21 protein-coding genes are annotated in these 19,801 nt (G+C 70.3%); 9 read left to right on the top strand and 12 right to left on the bottom strand.

All coding sequences use genetic code 11. From position 1 onward, the window contains the following. The first annotated feature begins 25 nt into the window (after window positions 1–25). Both hisS and aspS read left to right on the top strand, forming a co-directional pair. A complete protein-coding gene (hisS, locus tag DAERI_RS13555) occupies window positions 26–1,315 on the top strand; it encodes a histidine--tRNA ligase (RefSeq protein WP_103129959.1) in 1,290 nt (429 codons plus the stop codon). After that, window positions 1,312–3,066 carry an aspartate--tRNA ligase gene (gene aspS / locus DAERI_RS13550; RefSeq protein ID WP_103129958.1) on the top strand — a complete coding sequence of 585 codons (1,755 nt, stop codon included), beginning with the start codon at window positions 1,312–1,314 and terminating at the stop codon, window positions 3,064–3,066. Before hisS ends, aspS begins: the two co-directional genes overlap by 4 nt. Before the next feature lie 158 nt (window positions 3,067–3,224). Here the strand turns inward: aspS and DAERI_RS13545 are convergent, their stop codons facing one another. The 3 genes from DAERI_RS13545 to sucC form a co-directional block, all read right to left on the bottom strand. Then, a complete protein-coding gene (locus DAERI_RS13545; protein ID WP_103129957.1) occupies window positions 3,225–3,806 on the bottom strand; it encodes a hypothetical protein in 582 nt (193 codons plus the stop codon). A gap of 111 nt (window positions 3,807–3,917) precedes the next feature. Further along, complete coding sequence (gene sucD, locus DAERI_RS13540) at window positions 3,918–4,829, bottom strand: succinate--CoA ligase subunit alpha (RefSeq protein WP_103129956.1); 912 nt, start codon at window positions 4,827–4,829, stop codon at window positions 3,918–3,920. Further along, on the bottom strand, window positions 4,829–5,974 hold the full coding sequence (sucC, locus tag DAERI_RS13535) for an ADP-forming succinate--CoA ligase subunit beta (RefSeq protein WP_103129955.1): 1,146 nt from the start codon (window positions 5,972–5,974) through the stop codon (window positions 4,829–4,831). Before sucC ends, sucD begins: the two co-directional genes overlap by 1 nt. 161 nt (window positions 5,975–6,135) lie before the next feature. On the opposite strand from sucC, the gene DAERI_RS13530 reads away from it, so the two are divergent. The 3 genes from DAERI_RS13530 to DAERI_RS13520 all read left to right on the top strand — a co-directional run bounded on the left by DAERI_RS13530 (window position 6,136) and on the right by DAERI_RS13520 (window position 8,043). After that, on the top strand, window positions 6,136–7,182 hold the full coding sequence (locus DAERI_RS13530) for a M24 family metallopeptidase (protein ID WP_103129954.1): 1,047 nt from the start codon (window positions 6,136–6,138) through the stop codon (window positions 7,180–7,182). Then, window positions 7,179–7,514, top strand: a complete 336-nt coding sequence (locus DAERI_RS23120) for a septal ring lytic transglycosylase RlpA family protein (protein ID WP_103129953.1) — start codon at window positions 7,179–7,181, stop codon at window positions 7,512–7,514. The genes DAERI_RS13530 and DAERI_RS23120 overlap by 4 nt, the downstream gene beginning before the upstream one ends. Window positions 7,515–7,581: 67 nt before the next feature. Continuing rightward, window positions 7,582–8,043, top strand: a complete 462-nt coding sequence (locus DAERI_RS13520) for a YbjN domain-containing protein (RefSeq protein WP_103129952.1) — start codon at window positions 7,582–7,584, stop codon at window positions 8,041–8,043. Window positions 8,044–8,142: 99 nt separating this feature from the next. Here the strand turns inward: DAERI_RS13520 and DAERI_RS13515 are convergent, their stop codons facing one another. From DAERI_RS13515 to DAERI_RS13505, 3 genes are all read right to left on the bottom strand, one after another. Then, entirely contained in the window at window positions 8,143–8,979 is an 837-nt protein-coding gene (locus DAERI_RS13515; RefSeq protein ID WP_103129951.1) for a DUF6544 family protein, read from the bottom strand. Window positions 8,980–9,089: 110 nt separating this feature from the next. Next, window positions 9,090–10,916: an oligoendopeptidase F gene (gene pepF / locus DAERI_RS13510; protein ID WP_103129950.1), complete on the bottom strand. Its 1,827-nt coding sequence runs from the start codon at window positions 10,914–10,916 to the stop codon at window positions 9,090–9,092. 38 nt (window positions 10,917–10,954) lie between these two features. Continuing rightward, window positions 10,955–11,746, bottom strand: coding sequence for a TrmH family RNA methyltransferase (locus DAERI_RS13505; protein ID WP_103129949.1), 792 nt, complete (start codon window positions 11,744–11,746; stop codon window positions 10,955–10,957). A gap of 33 nt (window positions 11,747–11,779) precedes the next feature. Here DAERI_RS13505 and DAERI_RS13500 point away from each other — a divergent pair, with 33 nt between their 5' ends. Further along, window positions 11,780–12,175, top strand: coding sequence for a YchJ family protein (locus DAERI_RS13500; protein ID WP_114149455.1), 396 nt, complete (start codon window positions 11,780–11,782; stop codon window positions 12,173–12,175). A gap of 531 nt (window positions 12,176–12,706) precedes the next feature. Here DAERI_RS13500 and DAERI_RS13495 read toward each other — a convergent pair. Further along, complete coding sequence (locus tag DAERI_RS13495) at window positions 12,707–13,303, bottom strand: AEC family transporter (protein ID WP_235610386.1); 597 nt, start codon at window positions 13,301–13,303, stop codon at window positions 12,707–12,709. A gap of 342 nt (window positions 13,304–13,645) precedes the next feature. Between DAERI_RS13495 and DAERI_RS13490 the strand changes: the two genes are divergently transcribed. Continuing rightward, complete coding sequence (locus DAERI_RS13490) at window positions 13,646–14,533, top strand: NAD(P)-dependent oxidoreductase (RefSeq protein ID WP_103129948.1); 888 nt, start codon at window positions 13,646–13,648, stop codon at window positions 14,531–14,533. Continuing rightward, entirely contained in the window at window positions 14,530–15,396 is an 867-nt protein-coding gene (locus DAERI_RS13485; RefSeq protein WP_103129947.1) for a DegV family protein, read from the top strand. Before DAERI_RS13490 ends, DAERI_RS13485 begins: the two co-directional genes overlap by 4 nt. Window positions 15,397–15,639: 243 nt before the next feature. Here the strand turns inward: DAERI_RS13485 and DAERI_RS13480 are convergent, their stop codons facing one another. From DAERI_RS13480 to DAERI_RS13460, 5 genes are all read right to left on the bottom strand, one after another. Then, window positions 15,640–16,713 (bottom strand): LysM peptidoglycan-binding domain-containing M23 family metallopeptidase, encoded by a 1,074-nt coding sequence (locus DAERI_RS13480; RefSeq protein WP_103129946.1) that lies wholly within the window; start codon window positions 16,711–16,713, stop codon window positions 15,640–15,642. Window positions 16,714–16,804: 91 nt separating this feature from the next. Next, window positions 16,805–17,245, bottom strand: a complete 441-nt coding sequence (gene dtd, locus DAERI_RS13475; RefSeq protein ID WP_103129945.1) for a D-aminoacyl-tRNA deacylase — start codon at window positions 17,243–17,245, stop codon at window positions 16,805–16,807. 1 nt (window position 17,246) lies between these two features. Next, window positions 17,247–17,504 carry a DUF1844 domain-containing protein gene (locus DAERI_RS13470; RefSeq protein WP_103129944.1) on the bottom strand — a complete coding sequence of 86 codons (258 nt, stop codon included), beginning with the start codon at window positions 17,502–17,504 and terminating at the stop codon, window positions 17,247–17,249. Between the two features lie 242 nt (window positions 17,505–17,746). Then, window positions 17,747–18,421, bottom strand: coding sequence for a uracil-DNA glycosylase (locus DAERI_RS13465; protein ID WP_103129943.1), 675 nt, complete (start codon window positions 18,419–18,421; stop codon window positions 17,747–17,749). Window positions 18,422–18,428: 7 nt separating this feature from the next. After that, window positions 18,429–18,812: a hypothetical protein gene (locus DAERI_RS13460; protein ID WP_103129942.1), complete on the bottom strand. Its 384-nt coding sequence runs from the start codon at window positions 18,810–18,812 to the stop codon at window positions 18,429–18,431. Between the two features lie 343 nt (window positions 18,813–19,155). On the opposite strand from DAERI_RS13460, the gene DAERI_RS13455 reads away from it, so the two are divergent. Then, complete coding sequence (locus tag DAERI_RS13455; protein WP_103129941.1) at window positions 19,156–19,776, top strand: C40 family peptidase; 621 nt, start codon at window positions 19,156–19,158, stop codon at window positions 19,774–19,776. The last annotated feature ends 25 nt before the right edge of the window (window positions 19,777–19,801 follow it).

Genomic DNA, 19,801 nt, shown 5'->3' with positions numbered 1-19,801 from the left:
CGCTCCCTGCTACACTTCCAGGGTTATGGCGCTCCAACGCCCCAAGGGCACCCAGGATCACCTGCCGGACGGCAGCCCGAAACTGACAAGAGACGTGCAGGCGTCCGCGTTCACCCATGTGCAGGACACCGCCCGCCGCGTGCTGGAGCGGGCGGGGGCGCAGTTCATCGACACGCCGCTGTTCGAGGAGGCCGAACTCGTGAGGCGCGGGGTGGGCGGGTCCACCGATATCGTCCGCAAGGAGATGTTCACGGTGTACTACTTCGGGGATCACGGCGGGTATGTCCTGCGCCCCGAGGGCACGGCGAGCATCGTCCGGGCCTACCTCCAGAACGGGCTCAAGCAGCTTCCGGCGCCGCTCAAGCTCTGGACGCACGGCCCGATGTTCCGGGCCGAGAACGTGCAGAAGGGCCGCTTGCGTCAGTTTCACCAGGTGGATTACGAGGTGCTGGGCTCGACCGACCCTCTAGTAGATGCCGAGGCGATCTGGCTGATGTGGGAGGTCGTGCGCGAGTTGGGGCTCACGGGCGTGCGGGTGAAGCTCGGCTCCATCGGCGACCCGACTGACCGCGAGGCCTACAACGCCTACCTGCGTGACCTCTTCAAGCCGCATGAGGGGCGCCTCTCGGGCGACAGCCAGGACCGATTAATCCGCAACCCCATGCGGATTCTGGATTCCAAGAGCGAGGGGGACCAGGCGTTGATCCGGGAGTTGGGTGTTCGCCCCATGCTCGACTTCCTGGGCGAGGAGGCCCGGGCGCACTTCGAGATGGTGCAGGGCTACCTCCGTGACTGGGGGGTGCCCTTCGACATCGACCCCTCCATCGTGCGCGGGCTGGACTACTACCGCCGCACGGCCTGGGAGCTGCACCACGAGGGTGTGGGGGCGAAGTCGGCGCTGGGCGGGGGCGGGCGCTATGACGGGCTGGCCGCGCAGCTCGGCGGGCCGGAGGTGCCGGGCATCGGCTGGGCCTTCGGCATTGAGCGGCTGCTCCTCGCGCTGGAGGCGGAGGGTATGGCCTTCCCGGGGGCGGAGGGGCCGCTCCTCTTCCTCGCCGCGATGGACGAGGAGAATGTGGGGCTGGCGGCGCGGGTGGCGCTTCAGGGTCGCCGGGTCGCCCGGGTGGAGTTCGCCTACCGCGCCCTGAAGCCGGGGAACGCCTTCCGCGAGGCCGACCGCCGCCACGCCCGCTACGCCGCCGTGATCGGCAGCGACGAGGCAGCGCGGGGGGTCCTGAACATCAAGAATCTGAACTCGGGTGAGGGGCGGGAAGTGCCGCTGGCCGAGCTGAATGCCTTTCTGGAGCAAGCATGAAACGCACCTGTTATGTCGGGGAACTGAACGAGTCGTACGTCGGGCAGACGGTCACCTTGCAGGGGTGGGTGAGTCGCGTCCGGGACTTCCCCGAGCAGTATTTCGTGGTCCTGCGCGACCGCAGCGGGATCGTGCAGCTCACCATTGAATCGGACAACCCCACCTATGGGGCGGCGGGCGAGTTGCGGAGCGAGTACGTCATTGAGGTGACCGGGTTGGTTCGTGAGCGGGGAGAGGCCCAGCGCACGGACGCCTATTCCACGGGTGGAATTGAGGTCATTCCGTCCGAGCTGCGAATTTTGAACCGCGCCGTAACGCCCGTCTTCCCGGTGGACGGCTCTCCCGTTCCTGTGTCCGAGGACATCCGCCTGAAGTACCGCTACCTCGACCTGCGCCGCTCCGAGATGCAGCGGGCGCTGATGCTGAGAAGCAAGGCAGTGGCGGCGGTGACGGCCTTCCTCGACGCGGCGGGGTTCGTGCAGGTGGAAACGCCCATGCTCACGCGCTCCACGCCGGAGGGGGCGCGCGACTTTCTGGTGCCCTCCCGGCTGAATCCGGGCGAGTTCTACGCCCTGCCGCAGTCGCCGCAACTGTTCAAGCAACTGCTGATGATCGCAGGTCTAGACCGTTACTACCAGCTCGCCCGCTGCTTCCGCGACGAGGACCTGCGCGCCGACCGCCAGCCCGACTTCACCCAGCTCGACATGGAGATGAGCTTCGTCACCCAGGAGGACGTGCTGGAGGTGCAGGAGCGCCTGCTCGCCCACGTCTTCCGCGAGGTGCTGGGGGTGGAACTGGCCCTCCCCTTCCCCCGCCTGAGTTACTTCGAGGCGATGGACCGCTACGGGTCGGACAAGCCCGATCTGCGCTTCGACCTGAGCTTCGTGGACGTGACCGACCTCTTCCGGGGGGGCGAGTTCGGGGCCTTTGCGAAGGCGGAGGCGGTGAAGGTCCTCGCCGCACCGGAACTCACCCGCAAGCAGATCGACGAGCTGGAGCGGGTGGCGAAGCAGAACGGGGCAAGGGGGCTGGCCTGGCTGAGGCGCGACGGTGAGGGCTTTACGGGCGGCATCAGCCGGTTCGTGGGCGGGCAGGCCGCGGCCCTGATCGAGCGGACGGGCGTGGAGCAGGGCGGCACGCTCCTCTTCGCGGCGGGCGAGTGGAAGAAGGCGGTGTCGGCTCTCGGAGCAGTGCGCCTCGCGCTGCGGGACCTCTTCGACCTGGCGGCGAATGGCCCGCGCTTCCACGTCTCCTGGGTGGTGGACTTCCCCCAGCTCGAATTCGACGAGGAGTCGGGGACCTGGACTTACATGCACCACCCCTTCACGGCGCCGCGCCCGGAGGACCTCCCCCTCTTCGGCACGGACCGGCAGGGCGAGATTCGCGCCCAGGCCTATGACCTCGTGCTGAACGGCTACGAGATCGGGGGCGGCTCCATCCGTATCCACGACCCCGGGGTGCAGGCGCAGATGTTCCGGGCCATCGGCCTCAGCGAGGAGCAGGCGCGTGACAAATTCGGCTTCTTCCTCGACGCGCTCGCGTACGGCACGCCCCCACATGGCGGCATCGCCTGGGGCTTTGACCGCCTGGTCATGGTGATGGCGGGCGCGGGCAGCATCCGCGAGGTGATCGCCTTCCCGAAGAACAACCGCGGCGCGGACCTGATGGCGGAGGCGCCCTCCCCTGTCGATGCTGCCCAACTGGCGGAGGTGGGGGTGCGGGTGGCTTCTCCGGTTGGCGCGGAGGGGTAAGGGAGGGGGAGGCCCCCCTTCCCCTTTGGCTCTTCAGCACTCAAGTGAATAGATTCACGATAGATTTGATCGTGAATTTTTTGTTGTTCTACTCAGGTAGGCTGGAGGGCCGCCTGATGCTGTGAGGAGCAGATCAGGCGGCCCTCCAACCATCCCGTTCAGCGGCCCAGGCTCAGACTTACGGCGGCCACGCCGTCCCTGAACGGCGCAACCTTCACCGCGCGGCCGACCTCCACCACAAAGGCGTTCCAGCCGCGCTTGAGGGCGACCTGATACCCGCGGCTGGCCTTGACGGCCACGTCGGAGTTGACCCAGACGACGAAGAGCGAGCCGCGCCCGGCGTTCAGGGTGACCTCACGCAGTTCCTCGCCCTCGTCGTTCTGGCCGTTGCGGTTGGCGTCACGGTAGGTGAAGAACTTGAGTTCGGCGGTCTGGGTCTCGGCGCTCACCGTGACCGGGTCGAGCACGCCGGGCCAGGTAACGTTCTGGGCATTCAGTGCGGTCTGGGCGCGGAAACTGGGGGAGGCACCGGGAATTTCCAGGCGAAACTGGCCGCCGTTCACGGGCACGCTCACGATCTCCTGCACGGGCTGGCCGGAGGCGCTGACGGCCCAGCCGCTCACCCGGGTGTCCGCGGGGACCGTGCCCTCGACCTTCCCCGTCACGGTCAGGGCGGCACCGGAGGGGGCGAGGAGCGCCGCCGCGAGAAGGGCCAGCACCAGGGGGGAAGGGCGCTTCATACCCCCCAGTCTACGCGCCGGGCTGACGGGTGTGTGACGAAAAATGACGCTGGGTTGAGGAAAAAGGGGGAGGGGCCGGAGCCATGTTGCCCCGGCCCCTCCCGGTCCAGCTCAGGCGGTGACGTTGAGCGCCTTTTTCACCAGGTCGACGATCTCGGGCATGGTGTCGGCGACGGGCACGTTCGCGGCCCCGAAGGCGGCGAGCTTGCTCTCGGGCGTCCCGACGTTGCCCATGATGATCGCGCCCGCGTGGCCCATGCGCTTGCCCGCCGGGGCCGAGCGACCCGAGATAAAGGCGACGACGGGCTTTTTCATGTTCCCCGCGATGTACTCGGCGGCGGCCTCCTCGTCGGCCCCGCCGATCTCGCCGATCACGACGACGGCGTCGGTCTCGGGATCGGCCTCGAACATGGGGAGGACGTCGGCGAAGGTCGTGCCGATCACCGGGTCACCGCCGATGCCGACGGTGGTGGAGGTCCCGAGGCCCGCGTCGAGGAGGAGCTTGGCCGCCTCGTACGTCAGGGTGCCGGAGCGCGAAATCAGGCCGACGCGCCCTTTTTGCTGGTAGATGCGGTTGGGCATGATGCCCACCTTGCACTCGCCGCTGGTGACCAGGCCGGGGCAGTTGCCGCCGATCAATCGGATGCCCTGGCCGCCCTGCGCGCGGCTCCGCGCGTCGAGCTGCTTGACCTCCTGCACGGCCCGCATCATGTCCACCGTGGGGACGCCCTCGGTGATGAGGACGATCAGGGGGACGCCCGCGTGGGCGGCTTCCAGCACGGCGTCGGCGGCCCCGGCGGGCGGCACGAAGATGATGGAGACGTTGGCGTCGTGGGCGGCCTTGGCCTCCTCGACGGAGTTGTAGACGGGCCAGCCCTCGAACTGCTGGCCTCCCTTGCCGGGGGTCACGCCCGCGACGACCTGGGTGCCGAACTCGCGCATCGCGCGGGCGTGGTTGGCGCCCTCGCGGCCGGTGATGCCCTGCACGATGACGCGGCTGTTCTTATCGACGAGAATGCCCATTACTGGTTCGCCTCCTGAGCGGCGGCCTCGGCGGCCTGGAACATGTCGGGGTACATCTGGATCAGGGGGCTGTTGACCTCGGCGAGCAGGGCCTTGGCCTCCTCCTCCGCGGTCCCGGCCACGCGCATGCGGACGGGCTTGGTGAGGATGCCCTCGTTCAGCGCCTGGATGATGCCCTTCGCCACCTCGTCGGCGCGGGTGATGCCGCCGAAGATGTTCACGAAGATCGACTTCACGTCCTGGTCCTTGGACACCAGCTTGACCGCGTTGTACACGATGTCGGCCCGCGCGCCGCCGCCGATGTCGAGGAAGTTGGCGGGCTTGGCCCCGGCGCGGTTGACCACGTCGAGGGAAGTCATCACGATGCCCGCGCCATTGCCCAGGACACCCACGTTGCCGTCAAGCTTCACGTAGGCGAAGCCGTACTTGCTGGCCTCGATTTCCAGCGGGTGCTCGGCCTCCAGCTCGCGCCAGTCGAGGAGGTCCTTGTGGCGGTACATCGCGTTGTCGTCGATCTCGAACTTGGTGTCGAGCGCGAGCGGGGTGCCGTCGGCCTCTACAAAGAGGGGGTTGATCTCGACCAGCACGGCGTCCATCTTCAGGGCCGCTTCCGACATCTTCACCATCATGTCGGCGATCTTGTTCAGGTTGCCCTTGAAGCCCGCCTTGATCGCCACCTCGCGCGCCTCGAAGGGGCGCAGGCCGGTGACGGGGTCCACCCGGTGGCGGATGATCTTCTCGGGGGTGGCGGCGGCGACCTCCTCGATCTCCATGCCGCCCTCGGCGGACGCCATCAGGGTGTAGCTCTGCACGTTGCGGTCGACGATCATGCCGACGTAGTACTCGGTCCCGGCGTCGATATCGACGGCCTTGGTGACGAGGACCTTTTTCACGGTCAGGCCCTTGATGTCCATCCCGAGGATCTTCTCGCCGTTTTCAAACGCCTTGTCGATGGTCGGGCTGAACTTCACGCCGCCCGCCTTGCCGCGCCCGCCGACGTGGACCTGCGCCTTGACGACGACCGGCTGGCCGTACTCGCGGGCGATCTGCCGCACCTCGTCGGGCGTGTAGGCCACCCGGCCCTCCTGCACGTTCACGCCGAAGCGGCGCAGCAGTTCCTTGCCCTGATACTCGTGAAGTTTCACGGACTCTCTCCTCCTTGGGGGGTTCCGCGCGTGGCGGCCTGTCTTTTGTCCCGATCCAGGAGTATAAGCCCCGTTCCGGGGAGGCAGGCCCCTTGTCCCCCGGGTGGGGACAGTGGGGCGGGGTTCCGTTGGGAGCAGGGTGACGTGTTACCTTCCGCCGTATGACGGTTCTTGAGCAGCTCAGGGCGGCGATGGGGCAGGCGGGCGTGGGCGCCCTGTGGGTGAGCGGCCCGGCCAATGTGCGCGCGGTCAGCGGCTTCACGAGCGGCGGGGACGGCAAGGTGCTCGTGCTGGAGGGGGACGCCATCCTCTACACCGACGCGCGGTATACCGTGCAGGCACGGGAGGAATCGGCCCTCACGCAAGTGATCGCCCGCCCGCCGGAGACGTATCAGGACGCGGCGGAACGGGTCAGGGGCCTGCGGGTGGGCTTCGAGGCCGAGCACCTGACGGTCGCCAGGCTGGAGGACCTGCGCGCCCACTGGGACGCGGAGCTGGTTCCGACGCGCGGGCTGGTGGAGCGGGTGCGGCTCGTCAAGTCGCCGGGGGAGGTGCAGGCGATCCGCGGGGCGCAGGCGTTGGCGGACCGGGTCTTTGCCGAGGTGCGCCCAATGATTCGCGCAGGGGTGCGGGAACTCGACGTGGCCCTCGCACTCGAACTCGGCCTGCGCCGCGCCGGGGCCGAGGTGGGCTTCGACGTGATCGTGGCGAGCGGGCCGCGCGGGGCGATGCCGCACGGGGTGGCGAGCGAGAAGGTGATTGAGGACGGAGACCTCGTGACGATTGACTTCGGGGCGCGCCTGCGCGGTTATCACTCCGACATGACGCGGACGGTGGCGGTCGGCACACCATCGGAGGAGCTGCGGCGGGTCTACAACGCCGTGCTGGAGGCGGAGGAAGCGGCGGTGGCGGCGGTGCGCCCTGGGGTGACGGGGGGCGACCTGGACGCCCTGGCGCGCGGCATTCTGGAGCGTCATGGCTTAGGGGAGGCGTTCGCGCACTCGCTGGGGCATGGGGTCGGCCTGAACATCCACGAGGGGCCGAGTCTCAGGAAGGGCAGCGAGGACGTGCTGGAGCCGGGCGTGGTCGTGACGGTGGAGCCGGGCGCGTACCTGCCGGGGGTCGGTGGCGTCCGCATCGAGGATCTGGTGCTGGTGACGGAGACGGGATACGAGGTGCTGAGCCGCACGCCGAAGGAGCGGTTGTGAGGGCGCTGGCGCTGGCGGGGGTCCTCCTGGCGTCTCCGTTTCTGGGCGGGGCGGGGGCGAGTTCACTTCAGCGGGGCCAAGCGGTGTACTACGGCGGGCGGTACAACCCCCACACCCGCATGACGGCGGCGCACCGAACCCTGCCCTTCGAGACCTGGGTGCGGGTGACGCACCGGGGCACGGGCCGCTCGGTGGACGTGATGATCAACGACCGGGGGCCGTTTGGGAGCGCCGCGCGGGTGATCGACCTGTCCCGCACGGCGGCGGCGCGGCTGGGCATCCTGTCCTCAGGGGTGGCCCCGGTGACGGTGCGGGTGCTCTCGCGGCCCTGAGGCACCCCGGACCCGGGCCGGGTGTTAGAATCGGCCCGGGTTTCACCCCCTAAGAGGAGGAGTTTCGATGACGATGGAAACGGCGCTTCTGACGCTGGACACGCTCGCCAAGTACCTGCGCGAGAAGGAAGTCCAGCTCGACATGGAAGAAAACAACGGTCAGCGGTTCATCCGCATGGGCTGGCGCTTCGAGATGGGCGACGCGGCGGTGCTGGTCTCCGTGAACGACGGCCCCAACAACACCAGCCGCCTGGAGATCACCTGCGTGACCCAGAAGCAGTACGCGCAGCGCCGCCTCGACGTGGCGATGATGCTCAACGACCGCAACCGCGAGCGCGCGTTCAGCCGCTCTATCGACGCCGACGGCAACGTTTGGCTGGAGTACGTGGGCTTCTACCCCACCCTGGCCGAGATGCCCCAGGAGACCTTCGACACCCTCTTCGGCGGCGTGTTGATGCACTTCCAGGACGACTACGCCGCGCTGGAGGGCTACGTGCCCGGGCCGCAGCTCCAGCAGCCCCAGGCGTAAGGAAGGGGGCGGGGAAATCCGCCCTCTTTTCGCGGAAAACAAGTGAAACTGTTCTCTAGCTATTAGCTTGTGAACCTTTTCTTCGGGGTATCTGCTCCCTCACCCGCTTCCCCGGAGAGCAGGAACCACGTCCACGTTGTAGTCGATGTCTTCTGCCGTCAAGGTTTCCGAGGGGCGGCCCTCGTCGGCCCAGGTGAAGGTGACGGTGCGGGGCAGGTTGACGCCCCCGTAGGCGCCCCACTCCCGGATCTGGGCCAGCCACAGGACCTTGTTGGGGTTGCTCACATCCTTGTAGCGCATGGCCTCCAGGAGGAACGGGCGCCCGGTCGCCGGGTCGAAGCGGACGAGAAAGCGCTCGCGGTCGTCCCCGAAGGGCACGCTCAGCACGGCGGTGTCGTCGTCCAGCGACTCCCAGCGCACGCGGGGGTCGGTGAGGTAGAGGGCGGGAAACCAGACGGCCTCGGCCCACAGGGCGAGGTTGGCGGCCTGGGCGCCCTCGGGATCGTTGGCGTTGGAGCCGAAGGGGGTTTCCTGGCGGCTCACCCCGCCCAGGTAGGACTCGTCAAATTGCAGGAAGGGCCGCCCGTACCACGTCGCTTCCACGGCGTGGCGGTAGTTGCGGCCCGCCTCGTGGGTGAAGCGGAAGCGGCCCTGAATGGTGGGGACCCAGGGCAGGGGGCGCAGGCCAGCCCGGCCCGTGATCACGGCGCTGGTGATCACCGGGACCCAGTCGCCGTAGGTCTGGCGGTAGAAGCGTTCCACGGGCCCGGGGAGACCCGCGGGGATCGGCACGACCTCCGGGGTGGACGCGCGCCCCGCCGCGTTCCCCGCCGCAGCGGGGAACGGGGTGGGCGGGAACTGGAGGCCGATCCAGCCCGCGAGCGCCAGGACCACGAGCAGGCCGAAGAGGACGCCCAGCACGCGGCGCAGGATCATGGGGCGCCCCGGTGGCCGGGCAGGGGGAGCGGGCCACTCCCCGTACGTGGGATGAAACGGTCGGGCATGTTCACCCCACAGTGTGCGGGAAACGGGTCAGGCGGTGGTCCTCACTTGGGTGAGGGGCGGGCGGCGAGGAGGTCCTCCAGCCGGTCCACATAGCCCGCCAGGGTGCGGAAGGTGGCCTCCACGGGCCCTCGCGAGAGCATGTCCACCCCCGCCTCCCGCAGCGCGTCGATGGGGTCGAGGCTGCCGCCGGAGCGCAGGAAGGCGAGGTAACGCTCGCGGGCGCCCCCCGGGTCCTCCCCAAATTGCGCGAGGAGCTGGTGCGCCGCGCTGATGCCGGTCGCGTACTGGTAGGCGTAGAAGTTGGCGTACAGGTGGGTGGAGAACTGCGCCCACAGGATGCCGCTGCGCTCGCGGTCCATGGTCACGCCGTCGCCGTAGCCCTGTTTCAGCAGGTCGGCGGTCAGCGTGATGAGGTCGGGGGCGCTCAGGGTGCCGCCCGCCTCGATGCGGCGGTAGCATTCCAGCTCGAAGGCGGCCAGGGTCGGCATGATGAAGAAGTAGCGGTGGAAGTTGCCGAGCGCCTCCTCGATGATCGCCACCTCGAAGTCGGTGTCGCCCGCCTCACGGGCCCGCTTTAAGAGATGCTGGCGCACCATCGCCTGGTTGAAGTTCGACGCGACCTCGGCGTGGAAGAGGGTGTAGCGGGGCACGGCGAAGGGGTGCTCGCGCTGGGAGAGCAGCGAGTGCATGGAGTGGCCGATCTCGTGGGCGAGGGTGGAGTAGCTGCTCATGGTGCCGCTCCAGGTCATGAAGATGTAGGGCTTGACCCGTCCGGCCCCGGCGGAATAGGCCCCCTGGCGCTTGCCGTCGTTCTCGGCGTAATCGACCCAGCGTTCGGTGGTCAGCCCGGCACGCAGCTCGCGCACGTAATCCTCGCCCAGGGGGGCCATGCCCTCGGCGATCCACTCCACCGCCTGCTCGTAGCTCACGGGACGGGGCGGCACCAGGGCGGCCTTCACGTCGTACTCGCGCAGTTCGGGGAGGCCCAGCCACCGGCGGCGCACGTTCCAGTAGCGGTGCCAGGTCGGGGTGTGGGCGCGGTAGGTGTCGAGGAGGGTGGTGACGACCTCGACCGGGATGCGGTCGGGGGCGAGGGCCGCGGTGATCGCGTCGGGGTAGCGGCGGGCGCGGGCCAGGAAGACGTTCTGGCGGACGTTGGTGGCGTACATCCCCGCCTGGGCGTGCCGAACGGCGAGGTGGGCGTCGGCGTAGTTCTCCCAGGCCTGGCGCCGCACCTCACGGTCGGGGGCGGAGGTGAGGCGGTCCACATTGCCCTGGGTGACCGTCTCGCCGCCCGCCGTGCCGAAGCGCAGGTCCATGTTGGCGAGGGCGGGGTGGATGCCGCGCTCCGAGGAGAAGGGGGCCTGGACGGCGCCGAGGAGTTCCTCGACCTCGGCGGAGCGCACGTGGGCGCGGTCACGCAGGACCCGCTCGACCCGGATGCGGTGGCCTTCGAGGTCGGGGCGCTGGAGCCAGCCGCGCAGGGTCGCCTCGTCCATCGCCAGGAGTTCGGGCTCCGCGAAGGCGGTCACGCTGCCGAAGCTGGCGGCGACGGCGCTCGCCCGGTCGCGGCGGGCGGCGGCGGCGGCGTCACGGCCGTCCACGCTCGCGCCCATGCTCGCATAGGAGAAGAAGCGGCCCAGGCGCAGCTCGACCTCGTCGGACTCGCGCAGGAAGGCGGCCAGGGCCTCGGGGCTGCTCCCCAGCTTTCCCGAGTGGGCGGCGAGGGCGTCGATGGCGGCGGGGAGGGCCTGCGATTCCGCCTCCCAGTCCCCCGGGGTGGCGAAGAGGGCCTCGATATCCCAGGTCTGCTCGCGCGGCACGTCGGCCCGGGGCGGGAGCGCCGCCTTCCTCTGGGTGATGGTCATGGGGGCAGGCTAACACCGCTTCCGGCCCCGTGTTTGGCCTACCGGGACGCCCGGCGCTGGCGCAGGCACTCGTACAGGACGAGGGCGGCGGCGGTGGCGACGTTCAGGCTGTCGGCGGCGCCGTGCATGGGCACCCGGACGGGGAGTTCGGCGGCGCGCCATTCTGGGGGTAGGCCCTCGTGCTCGGCACCGAGGATCAGGGCGACCCGGCCGGTGAGGGGGGCGTCCCAGTACACCTGGGGAGCGTCGGGGGTGCAGGCGACACGGGTGAACTCACGTTCTGCCAGCCACGCCAGGGCCTCCTCCTCGCCCAGCGCGGCGACGGGCAGGGAGAAGACGCTGCCCTGGGAGGCGCGGATGACATTGGGGGAGTACGGGTCGGCGCCTCGCCCGAGAACGAACACGCCCGCCGCCCCCGCTGCGTCCGCCGTCCGCAGGATCGCGCCGATGTTGCCGGGCTTTTCCAGGCCGTGCAGGACGACGATGACCGCGTCTCCATGCGGTTCGGGCAGGCGCGGGGCTGGGGCCGGAATGAGGGCGAGCAGGCCGTCGGGGTTCTCGCGCCCGCTGACCTTCTCGAAGGCCTCGCGGGAGAGCCGGAGGCGGGGGCCGGGGAGGGCTGATTTCACCTCGCGCGCCTCAGGGCTGTAGAGGGCCTCACAGGTGTAGAGGGTGGCTGGCGTCAGCCCCGCCGCCACCGCCCGGGAGAGCTCGCGGGCGCCCTCGACCAGGATCACGCCCTCACGTTCGCGTTCGCGGCGGGTCCGCAACCGTACGAGCCGTTTGACGTGGGGGTTTTGCAGGGAGGTGATCACGTCAGGAGCGGTCATCGGGTCCCCAGTATGCCCGCTATGCTCGGCGGGATGCCTCTCCCCTTCCCGGCCCTGAAGCCCTGCCCCTGCGGCTCGGGGCGCTCCTACGGCGCGTGCTGCGGCCCCCGGCACCGCGGCGAGCGGCCCGCCGAGACACCCGAGGCGCTGATGCGCTCGCGCTACACGGCCTACGCCCTGCGCGACACGGAGTACGTGCGGCGGACGTGGCACCCGGACACCTGCCCGCCGGACCTCAGTTCGGAAGAAGATGACACGCGCTACCTGGGGCTCAAGATTCACCGCGCGGAGGGCAACGAGGTGGAATTCTCCGCGACGCTGCGGGTGGCTGGTCGCGGGCACCGTATGCACGAGCGCAGCACGTTCGTAAGATTGAACGGCGCATGGGTATATGTGGAAGGCGTGGACCCGCATGATCCCCGCACGTGAGGCACGATGACCCCAGAACCGAACGGAAGGCCGACCCTCGAAGGCGGGCCTCCGGGCACCGGACCTGCCGGATGCATAGGCCAGCAAAGTCGCGGCGAACTGGTCCTGCCCGCCGAAAAGTCCTGAGCAGCACCTGGAAGACATCCCAGCCGAAGCTTCTGCTTCCCAAAACCGTCTATTGCGGACGGCCCATCCCCACAAGGAACTTGCGCTCGCACCGCCTTCACCCCGCCTTGCTCGCGCAGCGAGACGGTGGGCGAGCGGCTCAGAATGCAGCAAGATCAAACCTTCCGGGTAGAAGAGGACGGCCACAGGCGTGATGGGCGAGCCCCTTGCCGAGCGCAGCGGAAAGCTCCCCCCTCTACTTAGAGGAGAGACACGTCAGCGAGCCTGGCGTCAACGCGCGGGCCGCCCCGCGCGGCGGAGTCGTCGCCCCCGGTGGGGGCAGGGGGGTTGGGGGGGTGGGGGTAAACCGCGGCAAGATACCCTGCCCCTCCCTCCACCAAAAGCCCAACCGTGAAGGTCCCACCCTCACCCCAGCTCCCCGATCCGCGGAAGCAGCGCCACCACCAGCGCCGCCGTGAGCAGACTCGCCAACGTGCTGAGCGCCACCGCGCTGGCGACCGTCTCCGAATCCGCCCCATACTCCCGCGCCAGCAGAAAGGCATTCACGGCGGTCGGCATCGCCGAGGCCAGGACCAGCCCCTGAAGGCCGAGCCCCCTCAGCGAGACGGCGGTGAACACCGGCCCGGTGAGCGAGAGCCGCCCCGCCTGCCCGAGCTGAATCCCCAGCGACAGGAGCACCATCGGGAGCGCGGCCTGCCCCAGCAGGTCGATGCCGCGCCGCAGCCCCAGCGGGACGGGGACATGCAGCAGCCGCACGAGCAGCGCGGCGGCGATGCACCACACGACGGGCAGCCGGGCGACGGCGAGCAGCCCTGCCCGCGCTCCCCCCGCCGAGCCGTACAGCAGCGGTCCCAGCGTGAAGGTGAGGACGACCGAACACAGGAAGATCACGACCGCCTGGTCCAGCCCCGGCTGCCCCAGCGCGAAGAGGGCGACCGGCAGCCCGAAGTTGCCGTTGTTGCAAGGTGGCGACGCTCGCCATGACGGCGCGGCGGGTGGCACTCGGGACGCCGCGCGTGGCGAGAAAGGCGAGGAGCACCCCGCCCAGGGCCAGGGCGAAATAGGCGGCGGCGAGGTGCAGGCCCTCCCCCACCCCAACGGTCGTGCCCAGCAGGCTGCTGAGCGCCAGGGCGGGCGTGAGGCCGTTCAGGCTGACCTTGCCCAGCGTGTCCTGGCTGAGGGTGAAGCGCCGGGCGAGGAGCGCCCCCACCCCCGCCACGAGCACGACGGGCAGCACGACGTTGAGGAGGGCCTGGAACACGGGGGGCAGGATACGCGCCGCCGCCTTTCTGGACTCGGTTCAGAGTTCGGGGCCAGGCGGCGGGGCCGCCCTAGCCTGGCTCCATGGGCAAAACGCTGGCATTTCTGGGACTGGGCGCGATGGGCTGGCCGATGGCGGGGCACCTCGCGCGGCGCGCGGGGGAAACGGGTGGGCACACGCTGGTGTGGAACCGCACGCGGGAAAAGGCGGGGGCACACGCCCGAGAGTTCGGCAGCGAGGCGGTGGAGTTGAGCGGGGTGGCGGGGGCCGACGTGGTCTTCACCTGCCTGCCCACGAGCGCGGAGGTGGACGGCATGCTGGGCGAACTGGAGGGGACGTTGCGGCCCGGCACCATCTGGGTGGACTGCACGAGCGGCCACCCGGAGGCGGCGCGGCGGCAGGCGGAGCGGTTGTCGGAACGGGGCGTGACTTTTCTGGACGCCCCGGTGAGCGGGGGCACGGCGGGGGCGCGGGCTGGGCGGTTGACGGTGATGGTCGGGGGGGACGCGGGGGCGCTGAACGCGGTGCGCGATGACTTCGCCTTCGCGGGCACGGTGGTGCACGTGGGCGGGGTGGGCGCGGGCTTCGCGGTGAAGGCCGTGAACAACGCGCTGCTCGCGGTGACCCTGTGGGCGACGGGCGAGGGGCTGGCCGCGCTGGCCCGCGGGGGGGTGAACCTGGGGGCCGCGCTGGAGGTCATCAATGCGAGCAGCGGGCGCAGCAACGCCTCCCAGAACCTAATTGGGCAGCGGGTGCTGACGCGCGAGTTCCCCGCGACCTTCGGGCTGGGCCTGCTCGCCAAGGACGCGGGCATCGCCGCCGACGTGGTGCGCGGGGCGGGGGCCAGCGCGCCCGTGCTGATGCAGGTCGAGGCCCTGACCCGCGCCGCCGCCACCCTCATCGGGCCGGAGGTGGATCACACCGCCGCCCTGCGGCTGATCGAGCGGATGAACGCTGTGGAGCTGCGATGAGCGCGCCCTCCTTCGCGATTGCCACCGACGGTGGGCTGGACGCCTTCGCGGATTTGCGGAACGACGTGCCCGTAGCGCCCTTCAGCCTGACCTTCGGCTCCACGACGTACCGCATGGACGAGATCACCCGCGAGGCGCTGTTCCGGGAGTTGGGGACGAACCCGGCGCACCCGACCTCCAGCCAGCCCACCCCGCAGGACTGGGCACAGGCGTATCGCCGGGCGGGTCAGGGGGGCCTGCCCGTCCTGGCCTTGACGATCAGCGGCGGGCTCTCGGGGAGCCGCAACGCGGCGGAGCAGGCGCGGACGCTGGTGCCGGAGATTCCGCTGAGGGTCCATGACACGCGGACCCTCAGCGCGGCGCAGGCGTTTCAGGTCCACGCGGCGGTGACGGCCGCGGGGCGGGGTGAGACGCTGGAGACGGCGCTGGACTGGGTGCGGCGCACGCACGACGAGACGGAGCTGTACTTCACCATCGAGACGCTGGAGTACCTGCGGCGCGGCGGGCGCATCGGGCGGGTGCAGGCGACGCTGGGGGGGCTGCTGAACCTCAAGCCGGTGATCACGGTGGACCGGGAAACGGGCACGTACACGAACGTGGGCCGGGCGCGGAGTTACCGGGGGGCCATCGAGGCCGTCGCGGCCCAGGTCACGGCCCGGTATGGGGAGGGCACCCCGCTGCGGCTGGGGCTGCTGTACGGCAGCGTCCGGGAGGATGCGGACGCGCTGCTCGCGGCGATCGGGGCGCGGCACCCGGTCGTGTGGGCGGGTTTTGCGGGGGTGAATCCGGTGCTGAACGTGCATACCGGGCCGCGGGCGGTGGGGGTGGCGGCGGCGCCGGGGGGCTGGGTCTGGGAGAGGTAGGGGCTTGGGGGCCGAAGGGCAGGCGACCCGTGCCCCCTCAGCCGGGCGTACAGGGCTCCCGGGCGGAAGCCGGGGGTTGGGAGGCCCGCGCCCCGCTCGCCGGGGCGGCGGTGATTCACGTCCTGGGCTGATGCGGGGTCACCCGCGTGGGGCCGGAGGTCGGGGCACAGGACGGCGCGGAGGGGCCGCGCTCGCCCTGCGCCGCCGGGCCGAGCCAGCGCTCCAGCGTGCGGGAGGCCCGCCTCACTTCGGCCAGATGCGGTTCATCCAGTCGGCGGGGTTGGTGCCCTCCCCGCGCACGCGCATCTCCAGGTGGAGGTGGGGCCCGGCGCTCAGGCCGGTCGAGCCGACCTCGCCGATCTTCTGGCCGCGGGTGACCTTTTGCCCCGGCCTCACGAGGACGCGGCTCTGGTGGAAGTACAGGCTGGTGAGCCCCGCCCCGTGGTCGATCACGACGAGGCCGCCGCGCACCGGGTACTTGCCCGCCAGGACCACGGTGCCGTCGTTCACGGCGGTCACGGCGGTGCCCACGGGCGCCGGGTAGTCGGTGCCGTAGTGGTACTGCACCGGGCCGCCCGCGACGTAGGTGCGCGGCTGGCCGAAGGCGCTGCTCTGGGCCTTCACGCCCACGGCGGGCTGGAAGGGGCGGGTCCAGGCCTGGGGGGTGCGCCGGGCGTAGGCCTTTTCGACGGCGGCGTCCTCGGCCTTGCGCCCGGGGTCCTCCAGCTTGCGGCTGATGCTGGGAGGCAGGTTGATGTGCTGGATGGTCTGGTCGAGCCCCGCGACGGGGATGCTGCCGCGCACGAGGTCGTCCCCCACCTGGACCTCGTACACGACCGGGGTGGTCTTGCCCAGCACCACGCGGCCCAGGACCACGTACTCCCCCGCCGCGCCGCTGGGGGTGAGCCGCTCGGCCGGCCGCCGCACGTCCTCGCCCACCTCGCTGGGAAAGCGCACGGTCGCCTCCCCGGCGCGCGGCCCGCTGAGCCGCAGCACGAAGGCGTCCCCCATCTGGAGTGAGGTGGGGGCGGAGACCGTCAGCCCGGCGATCTGCGCGGCGGGCACCGGGAGGCTCCCCTGGCCGCCGTCGCTGCGCGGCAGGGGCGGGGTGGGCACGGGGGCGGGTTCGCCCGGCAGACGCAACGTCTGCCCCACCTCGATGGTCGTGCCCGTCAGCCGGTTGAGGCGGGTGAGCTCCGCGACGGTCGTGCCGTGGGCGCGCGCGATGGAGTAGAGGGTGTCGCCCGGCTTGACGGTGTAGGCGCCCGCCAGCCCCAGCAGGAGTGCGGCGGCGAGGGGGAGATGGCGCAAGCTCATGCGGGGCAGGATAGCGGTGGGCGCGGCGGGGCGGGTGAAAGGGTGGGGGCGGCGGGTTCTTGCAGCTAGACTCAATCTATCTTGTATTAATTTACTCGGCGTCGAGGATCAGGGTGACGGGGCCGTCGTTCGTGAGGTCGAGGGTCATATGGGCGCCGAAGACGCCCTCACCGACGGGGAGGCTGTGGGCGCGCAGGGCCGCGTTGAATTCGGCGTACAGGGCGCGGGCCTGGTCGGGTGGGGCGGCGTCCGTGAAGCTGGGGCGGTTGCCGCGGCGGGTGTCGGCGTACAGGGTGAACTGGCTGATGCTGAGGATGCCCCCGCCGAGGTCGAGGAGGCTGCGGTTCATCTTTCCCGCCTCGTCGCCGAAGACGCGCAGCCGGGCAATCTTGGCGGCGAGGGTGCGGGCGGTCTCGGGGGTGTCCCCCGGGGCCACGCCGAGGAGGACGAGGAAGCCGGGACCGGTCTCGCCGGTGACGCGGCCCTCGACCGTGCAGGTCGCGCGGGTGACGCGCTGGAGGACGGCGCGCATGCTAGTTGCCCAGGCGGGCGCGCAGGCTGCCGATGGCGCCCGTGAGGAGTTCGGCCTCCGTGAGGTCGAGGTTGCCGCGGGTCTTCTCGGCGAGCATGGTGAGCAGGCGCAGGGACCGCTCGGCGACCTGGCGCGCCCGCCCCTCCTCCAGCAGCCCGTCGCGGGCGGCGCTGGAGGTGGCGGCGTTGAGGTCGCCCAGGGCCGCCTCGGCGGTGGCTTGCAGGGAATTCACGAGTCCGACGAATTCGGGATGGGGCATGGGGGGCAGTGTACGGGGGGATGCAGGCGGGGTGGTCCCCGCCGCGCCTCCTCACCTGCGGGACGGCGAACTGGAGGAGGGCGCCCACCGCAACTGCAGCCAGGGTCAGCAAGGGGGGTAGGGCGCAGCGATCGGGGATGGAACGGGCGGCGAGCCCGTGCCCGGGAGCTCTGGGGCTAGACGCATGGGCGATGCAAGGTGTTCGTGTTCCTACCCGGGCATCTTTTGTATTAATTATCAACTTAAAACAGGGTGGGCTGATCTCCCAGAGGCTGAGGGGGGGCGGAGACCGGACCCTCGGGCTCCTTTTCCCCGCGCAGGACGGCCGCCGCCTCGCGGAGGTCGCGCCAGGTCAGGCTTTTGGGACCGCCGGGGGAGCGGGTGTCCTGGCGCAGCAGGTAGGCGGGGTGGAAGAGCGGCATCAGGAGGGCGTCGTGGGTGCCGCCCCGGGCGTCCGGGCAGCGGTAGCGGTGCCAGGTGCCGCGCAGCCGGGTGATGCCCAGGCGGGTATTCAGCAGGTGTTGCGTCGGGGTGTTGCCCAGGCTCAGGATCACCCGGGGCCGCAGCAGGGCGAGTTGCGGCCCCAGCCACAGCGAGGTGCAAGCCTCGATCTCGTCCGGCTCGGGCGTCCGGTTGCCGGGGGGGCGGCACTTGGCGACGTGGGTGAGGTAGGCGTCCTGCCGGGTGAGGGCCACGGCGGCCAGGATGCGGTCGAGGAGCTGTCCCGCCGGACCCACGAAGGGGCGTCCCAGGCGGTCCTCCTCCCCCCCCGGCGCCTCGCCGATGATCACCAGGGGCGCCCCGGGATTGCCATCGGCGACGACGACCTGGGTGGCGCCCGGGCGCAGGCGGCAGGCCGTGCAGCCCTTCGCCCGCAGTTCGAGGGCTCGCAGGGCGGGCACGCCGGGCGCTGTCACGGCGGCCTCAGCCCTGGGCGGGGACACCCTCGCTCAGCCGGGGGCGCTTGCTGCGGGCCTCGCGGCGGGTCTTGGGGTCCAGGCCGACGAGCAGGAAGAAGTTTTCCAGGGCGTTCTCGCGGCCCTTGATGTCGGGATGCTCGTGTTCGGCGGTGCCGGTCACGAAGGGGAGCTGGCGGTACAGCTCCAGGGCATGCTCGATCACCTCGTCGCTGGCGTGCGTCTCGGCATAGGCGCCCAGCGCCGCGTATACCTCGCGGCGGCTCTCGGCGTGACGCAGGAAGGCGTCGGGGTGGGGCGTCTCGGGCGCGCGTAGCATGTCCTGGCGGGCGATGCGGCGGTAGTGCTTGAGGCCTTGCAGGAGCTGCTCGGTGGTCAGGGGTTCCTTCATTGGTCCTCCGTGGAGCGGGAAAGGCCCGAACTCGGCGTCTTGAGAGGAGTATAGGGTTCCCCGTGCGGGGCCTTTCCACCGCCCCGGACCCCGCCCCACCCAATTCATGAGAACCATGGGAAGCAGTACTTGATGGGGGACAGGGCAGCGGCCCAGCCAGCGCCCTCTTTCCTGGCGATTTCAGAAATGAGTCAGATCCTGAGAAGCTTGAGTCGAAGAGGCCGATTTCTCGCGTATTTATCGTCCCCGGCACCGTATAATGTCCGTATAGGCGTATAAAAACTGCCCCTCAGGCCGAGGATTAAGGAAAAAAGAATAAAGGCGGGGTAAACTTCCCCCGTCGATGAAAGCGTTCCGCGTCCTCCTCCTTGCCACCGCTCTCGGAAGCGGCAGTGCGCTCGCCGCCTCATACACCGTGAGGGCGGGTGACACCCTGTCCAAGATCGCTGCCCAGTACCGGATGGACCCGGCGCAGCTCATGCGGCTGAACGGTCTGAACAGCTCCACCATCCAGGTGGGCCAGAAGCTGAAGGTGACTGGGACGCCCGCCCAGGCGAGTACGGCCAAGCCCGCCGCCCCGGCAGCGCGCGGCGGCGGGGCTTTTGTGAGGACGGCGGCCACCCGGTTCCTGGGGTTCCGCTACGCGGCGGGCGGCACGGGGAGCTGGGGCTTTGACTGCTCGGGCTACACGATGCGGGTGTTCCAGGAGATGGGGATTCGGCTGCCGCACAGCGCCGCGGGCCAGTGGCGCATGGGCACGGCGGTGAGCAGCCGCAACCTGCAACCCGGTGACCTGGTGTTCTTCAACACCACGGGCGTGGTCGCCAGCCACGTCGGCATCTACGTGGGGAACGGCATGATGGCGAACGCCAACAGTTATTACGGCCGCACGATGATTGAGCCGCTGTTCGGCAACGCCTACTGGGCCAGCCGCTTCGTCGGCGCCCGCCGCATCCTGGGCTGAACCCGGGAGGAGAACGCGCTCGACC

The sequence above is a fragment of the Deinococcus aerius genome (assembly GCF_002897375.1).
Taxonomy (GTDB): domain Bacteria; phylum Deinococcota; class Deinococci; order Deinococcales; family Deinococcaceae; genus Deinococcus; species Deinococcus aerius.
Note: the sequence above shows the minus strand (reverse complement) of the source record. Positions and strands in the feature narration are given on the sequence as shown.

What these genes read in the sequence shown, in the direction of transcription:
- hisS (WP_103129959.1), top strand. Translation starts at nt 26, where the DNA reads ATGGCGCTCCAACGCCCCAAGGGCACCCAGGATCACCTGCCGGACGGC.
- aspS (WP_103129958.1), top strand. Translation starts at nt 1,312, where the DNA reads ATGAAACGCACCTGTTATGTCGGGGAACTGAACGAGTCGTACGTCGGG.
- DAERI_RS13545 (WP_103129957.1), bottom strand. Translation starts at nt 3,806, where the DNA reads ATGAAGCGCCCTTCCCCCCTGGTGCTGGCCCTTCTCGCGGCGGCGCTC.
- sucD (WP_103129956.1), bottom strand. Translation starts at nt 4,829, where the DNA reads ATGGGCATTCTCGTCGATAAGAACAGCCGCGTCATCGTGCAGGGCATC.
- DAERI_RS13530 (WP_103129954.1), top strand. Translation starts at nt 6,136, where the DNA reads ATGACGGTTCTTGAGCAGCTCAGGGCGGCGATGGGGCAGGCGGGCGTG.
- DAERI_RS13520 (WP_103129952.1), top strand. Translation starts at nt 7,582, where the DNA reads ATGACGATGGAAACGGCGCTTCTGACGCTGGACACGCTCGCCAAGTAC.
- DAERI_RS13515 (WP_103129951.1), bottom strand. Translation starts at nt 8,979, where the DNA reads ATGATCCTGCGCCGCGTGCTGGGCGTCCTCTTCGGCCTGCTCGTGGTC.
- pepF (WP_103129950.1), bottom strand. Translation starts at nt 10,916, where the DNA reads ATGACCATCACCCAGAGGAAGGCGGCGCTCCCGCCCCGGGCCGACGTG.
- DAERI_RS13505 (WP_103129949.1), bottom strand. Translation starts at nt 11,746, where the DNA reads ATGACCGCTCCTGACGTGATCACCTCCCTGCAAAACCCCCACGTCAAA.
- DAERI_RS13500 (WP_114149455.1), top strand. Translation starts at nt 11,780, where the DNA reads ATGCCTCTCCCCTTCCCGGCCCTGAAGCCCTGCCCCTGCGGCTCGGGG.
- DAERI_RS13490 (WP_103129948.1), top strand. Translation starts at nt 13,646, where the DNA reads ATGGGCAAAACGCTGGCATTTCTGGGACTGGGCGCGATGGGCTGGCCG.
- DAERI_RS13485 (WP_103129947.1), top strand. Translation starts at nt 14,530, where the DNA reads ATGAGCGCGCCCTCCTTCGCGATTGCCACCGACGGTGGGCTGGACGCC.
- DAERI_RS13480 (WP_103129946.1), bottom strand. Translation starts at nt 16,713, where the DNA reads ATGAGCTTGCGCCATCTCCCCCTCGCCGCCGCACTCCTGCTGGGGCTG.
- dtd (WP_103129945.1), bottom strand. Translation starts at nt 17,245, where the DNA reads ATGCGCGCCGTCCTCCAGCGCGTCACCCGCGCGACCTGCACGGTCGAG.
- DAERI_RS13470 (WP_103129944.1), bottom strand. Translation starts at nt 17,504, where the DNA reads ATGCCCCATCCCGAATTCGTCGGACTCGTGAATTCCCTGCAAGCCACC.
- DAERI_RS13460 (WP_103129942.1), bottom strand. Translation starts at nt 18,812, where the DNA reads ATGAAGGAACCCCTGACCACCGAGCAGCTCCTGCAAGGCCTCAAGCAC.
- DAERI_RS13455 (WP_103129941.1), top strand. Translation starts at nt 19,156, where the DNA reads ATGAAAGCGTTCCGCGTCCTCCTCCTTGCCACCGCTCTCGGAAGCGGC.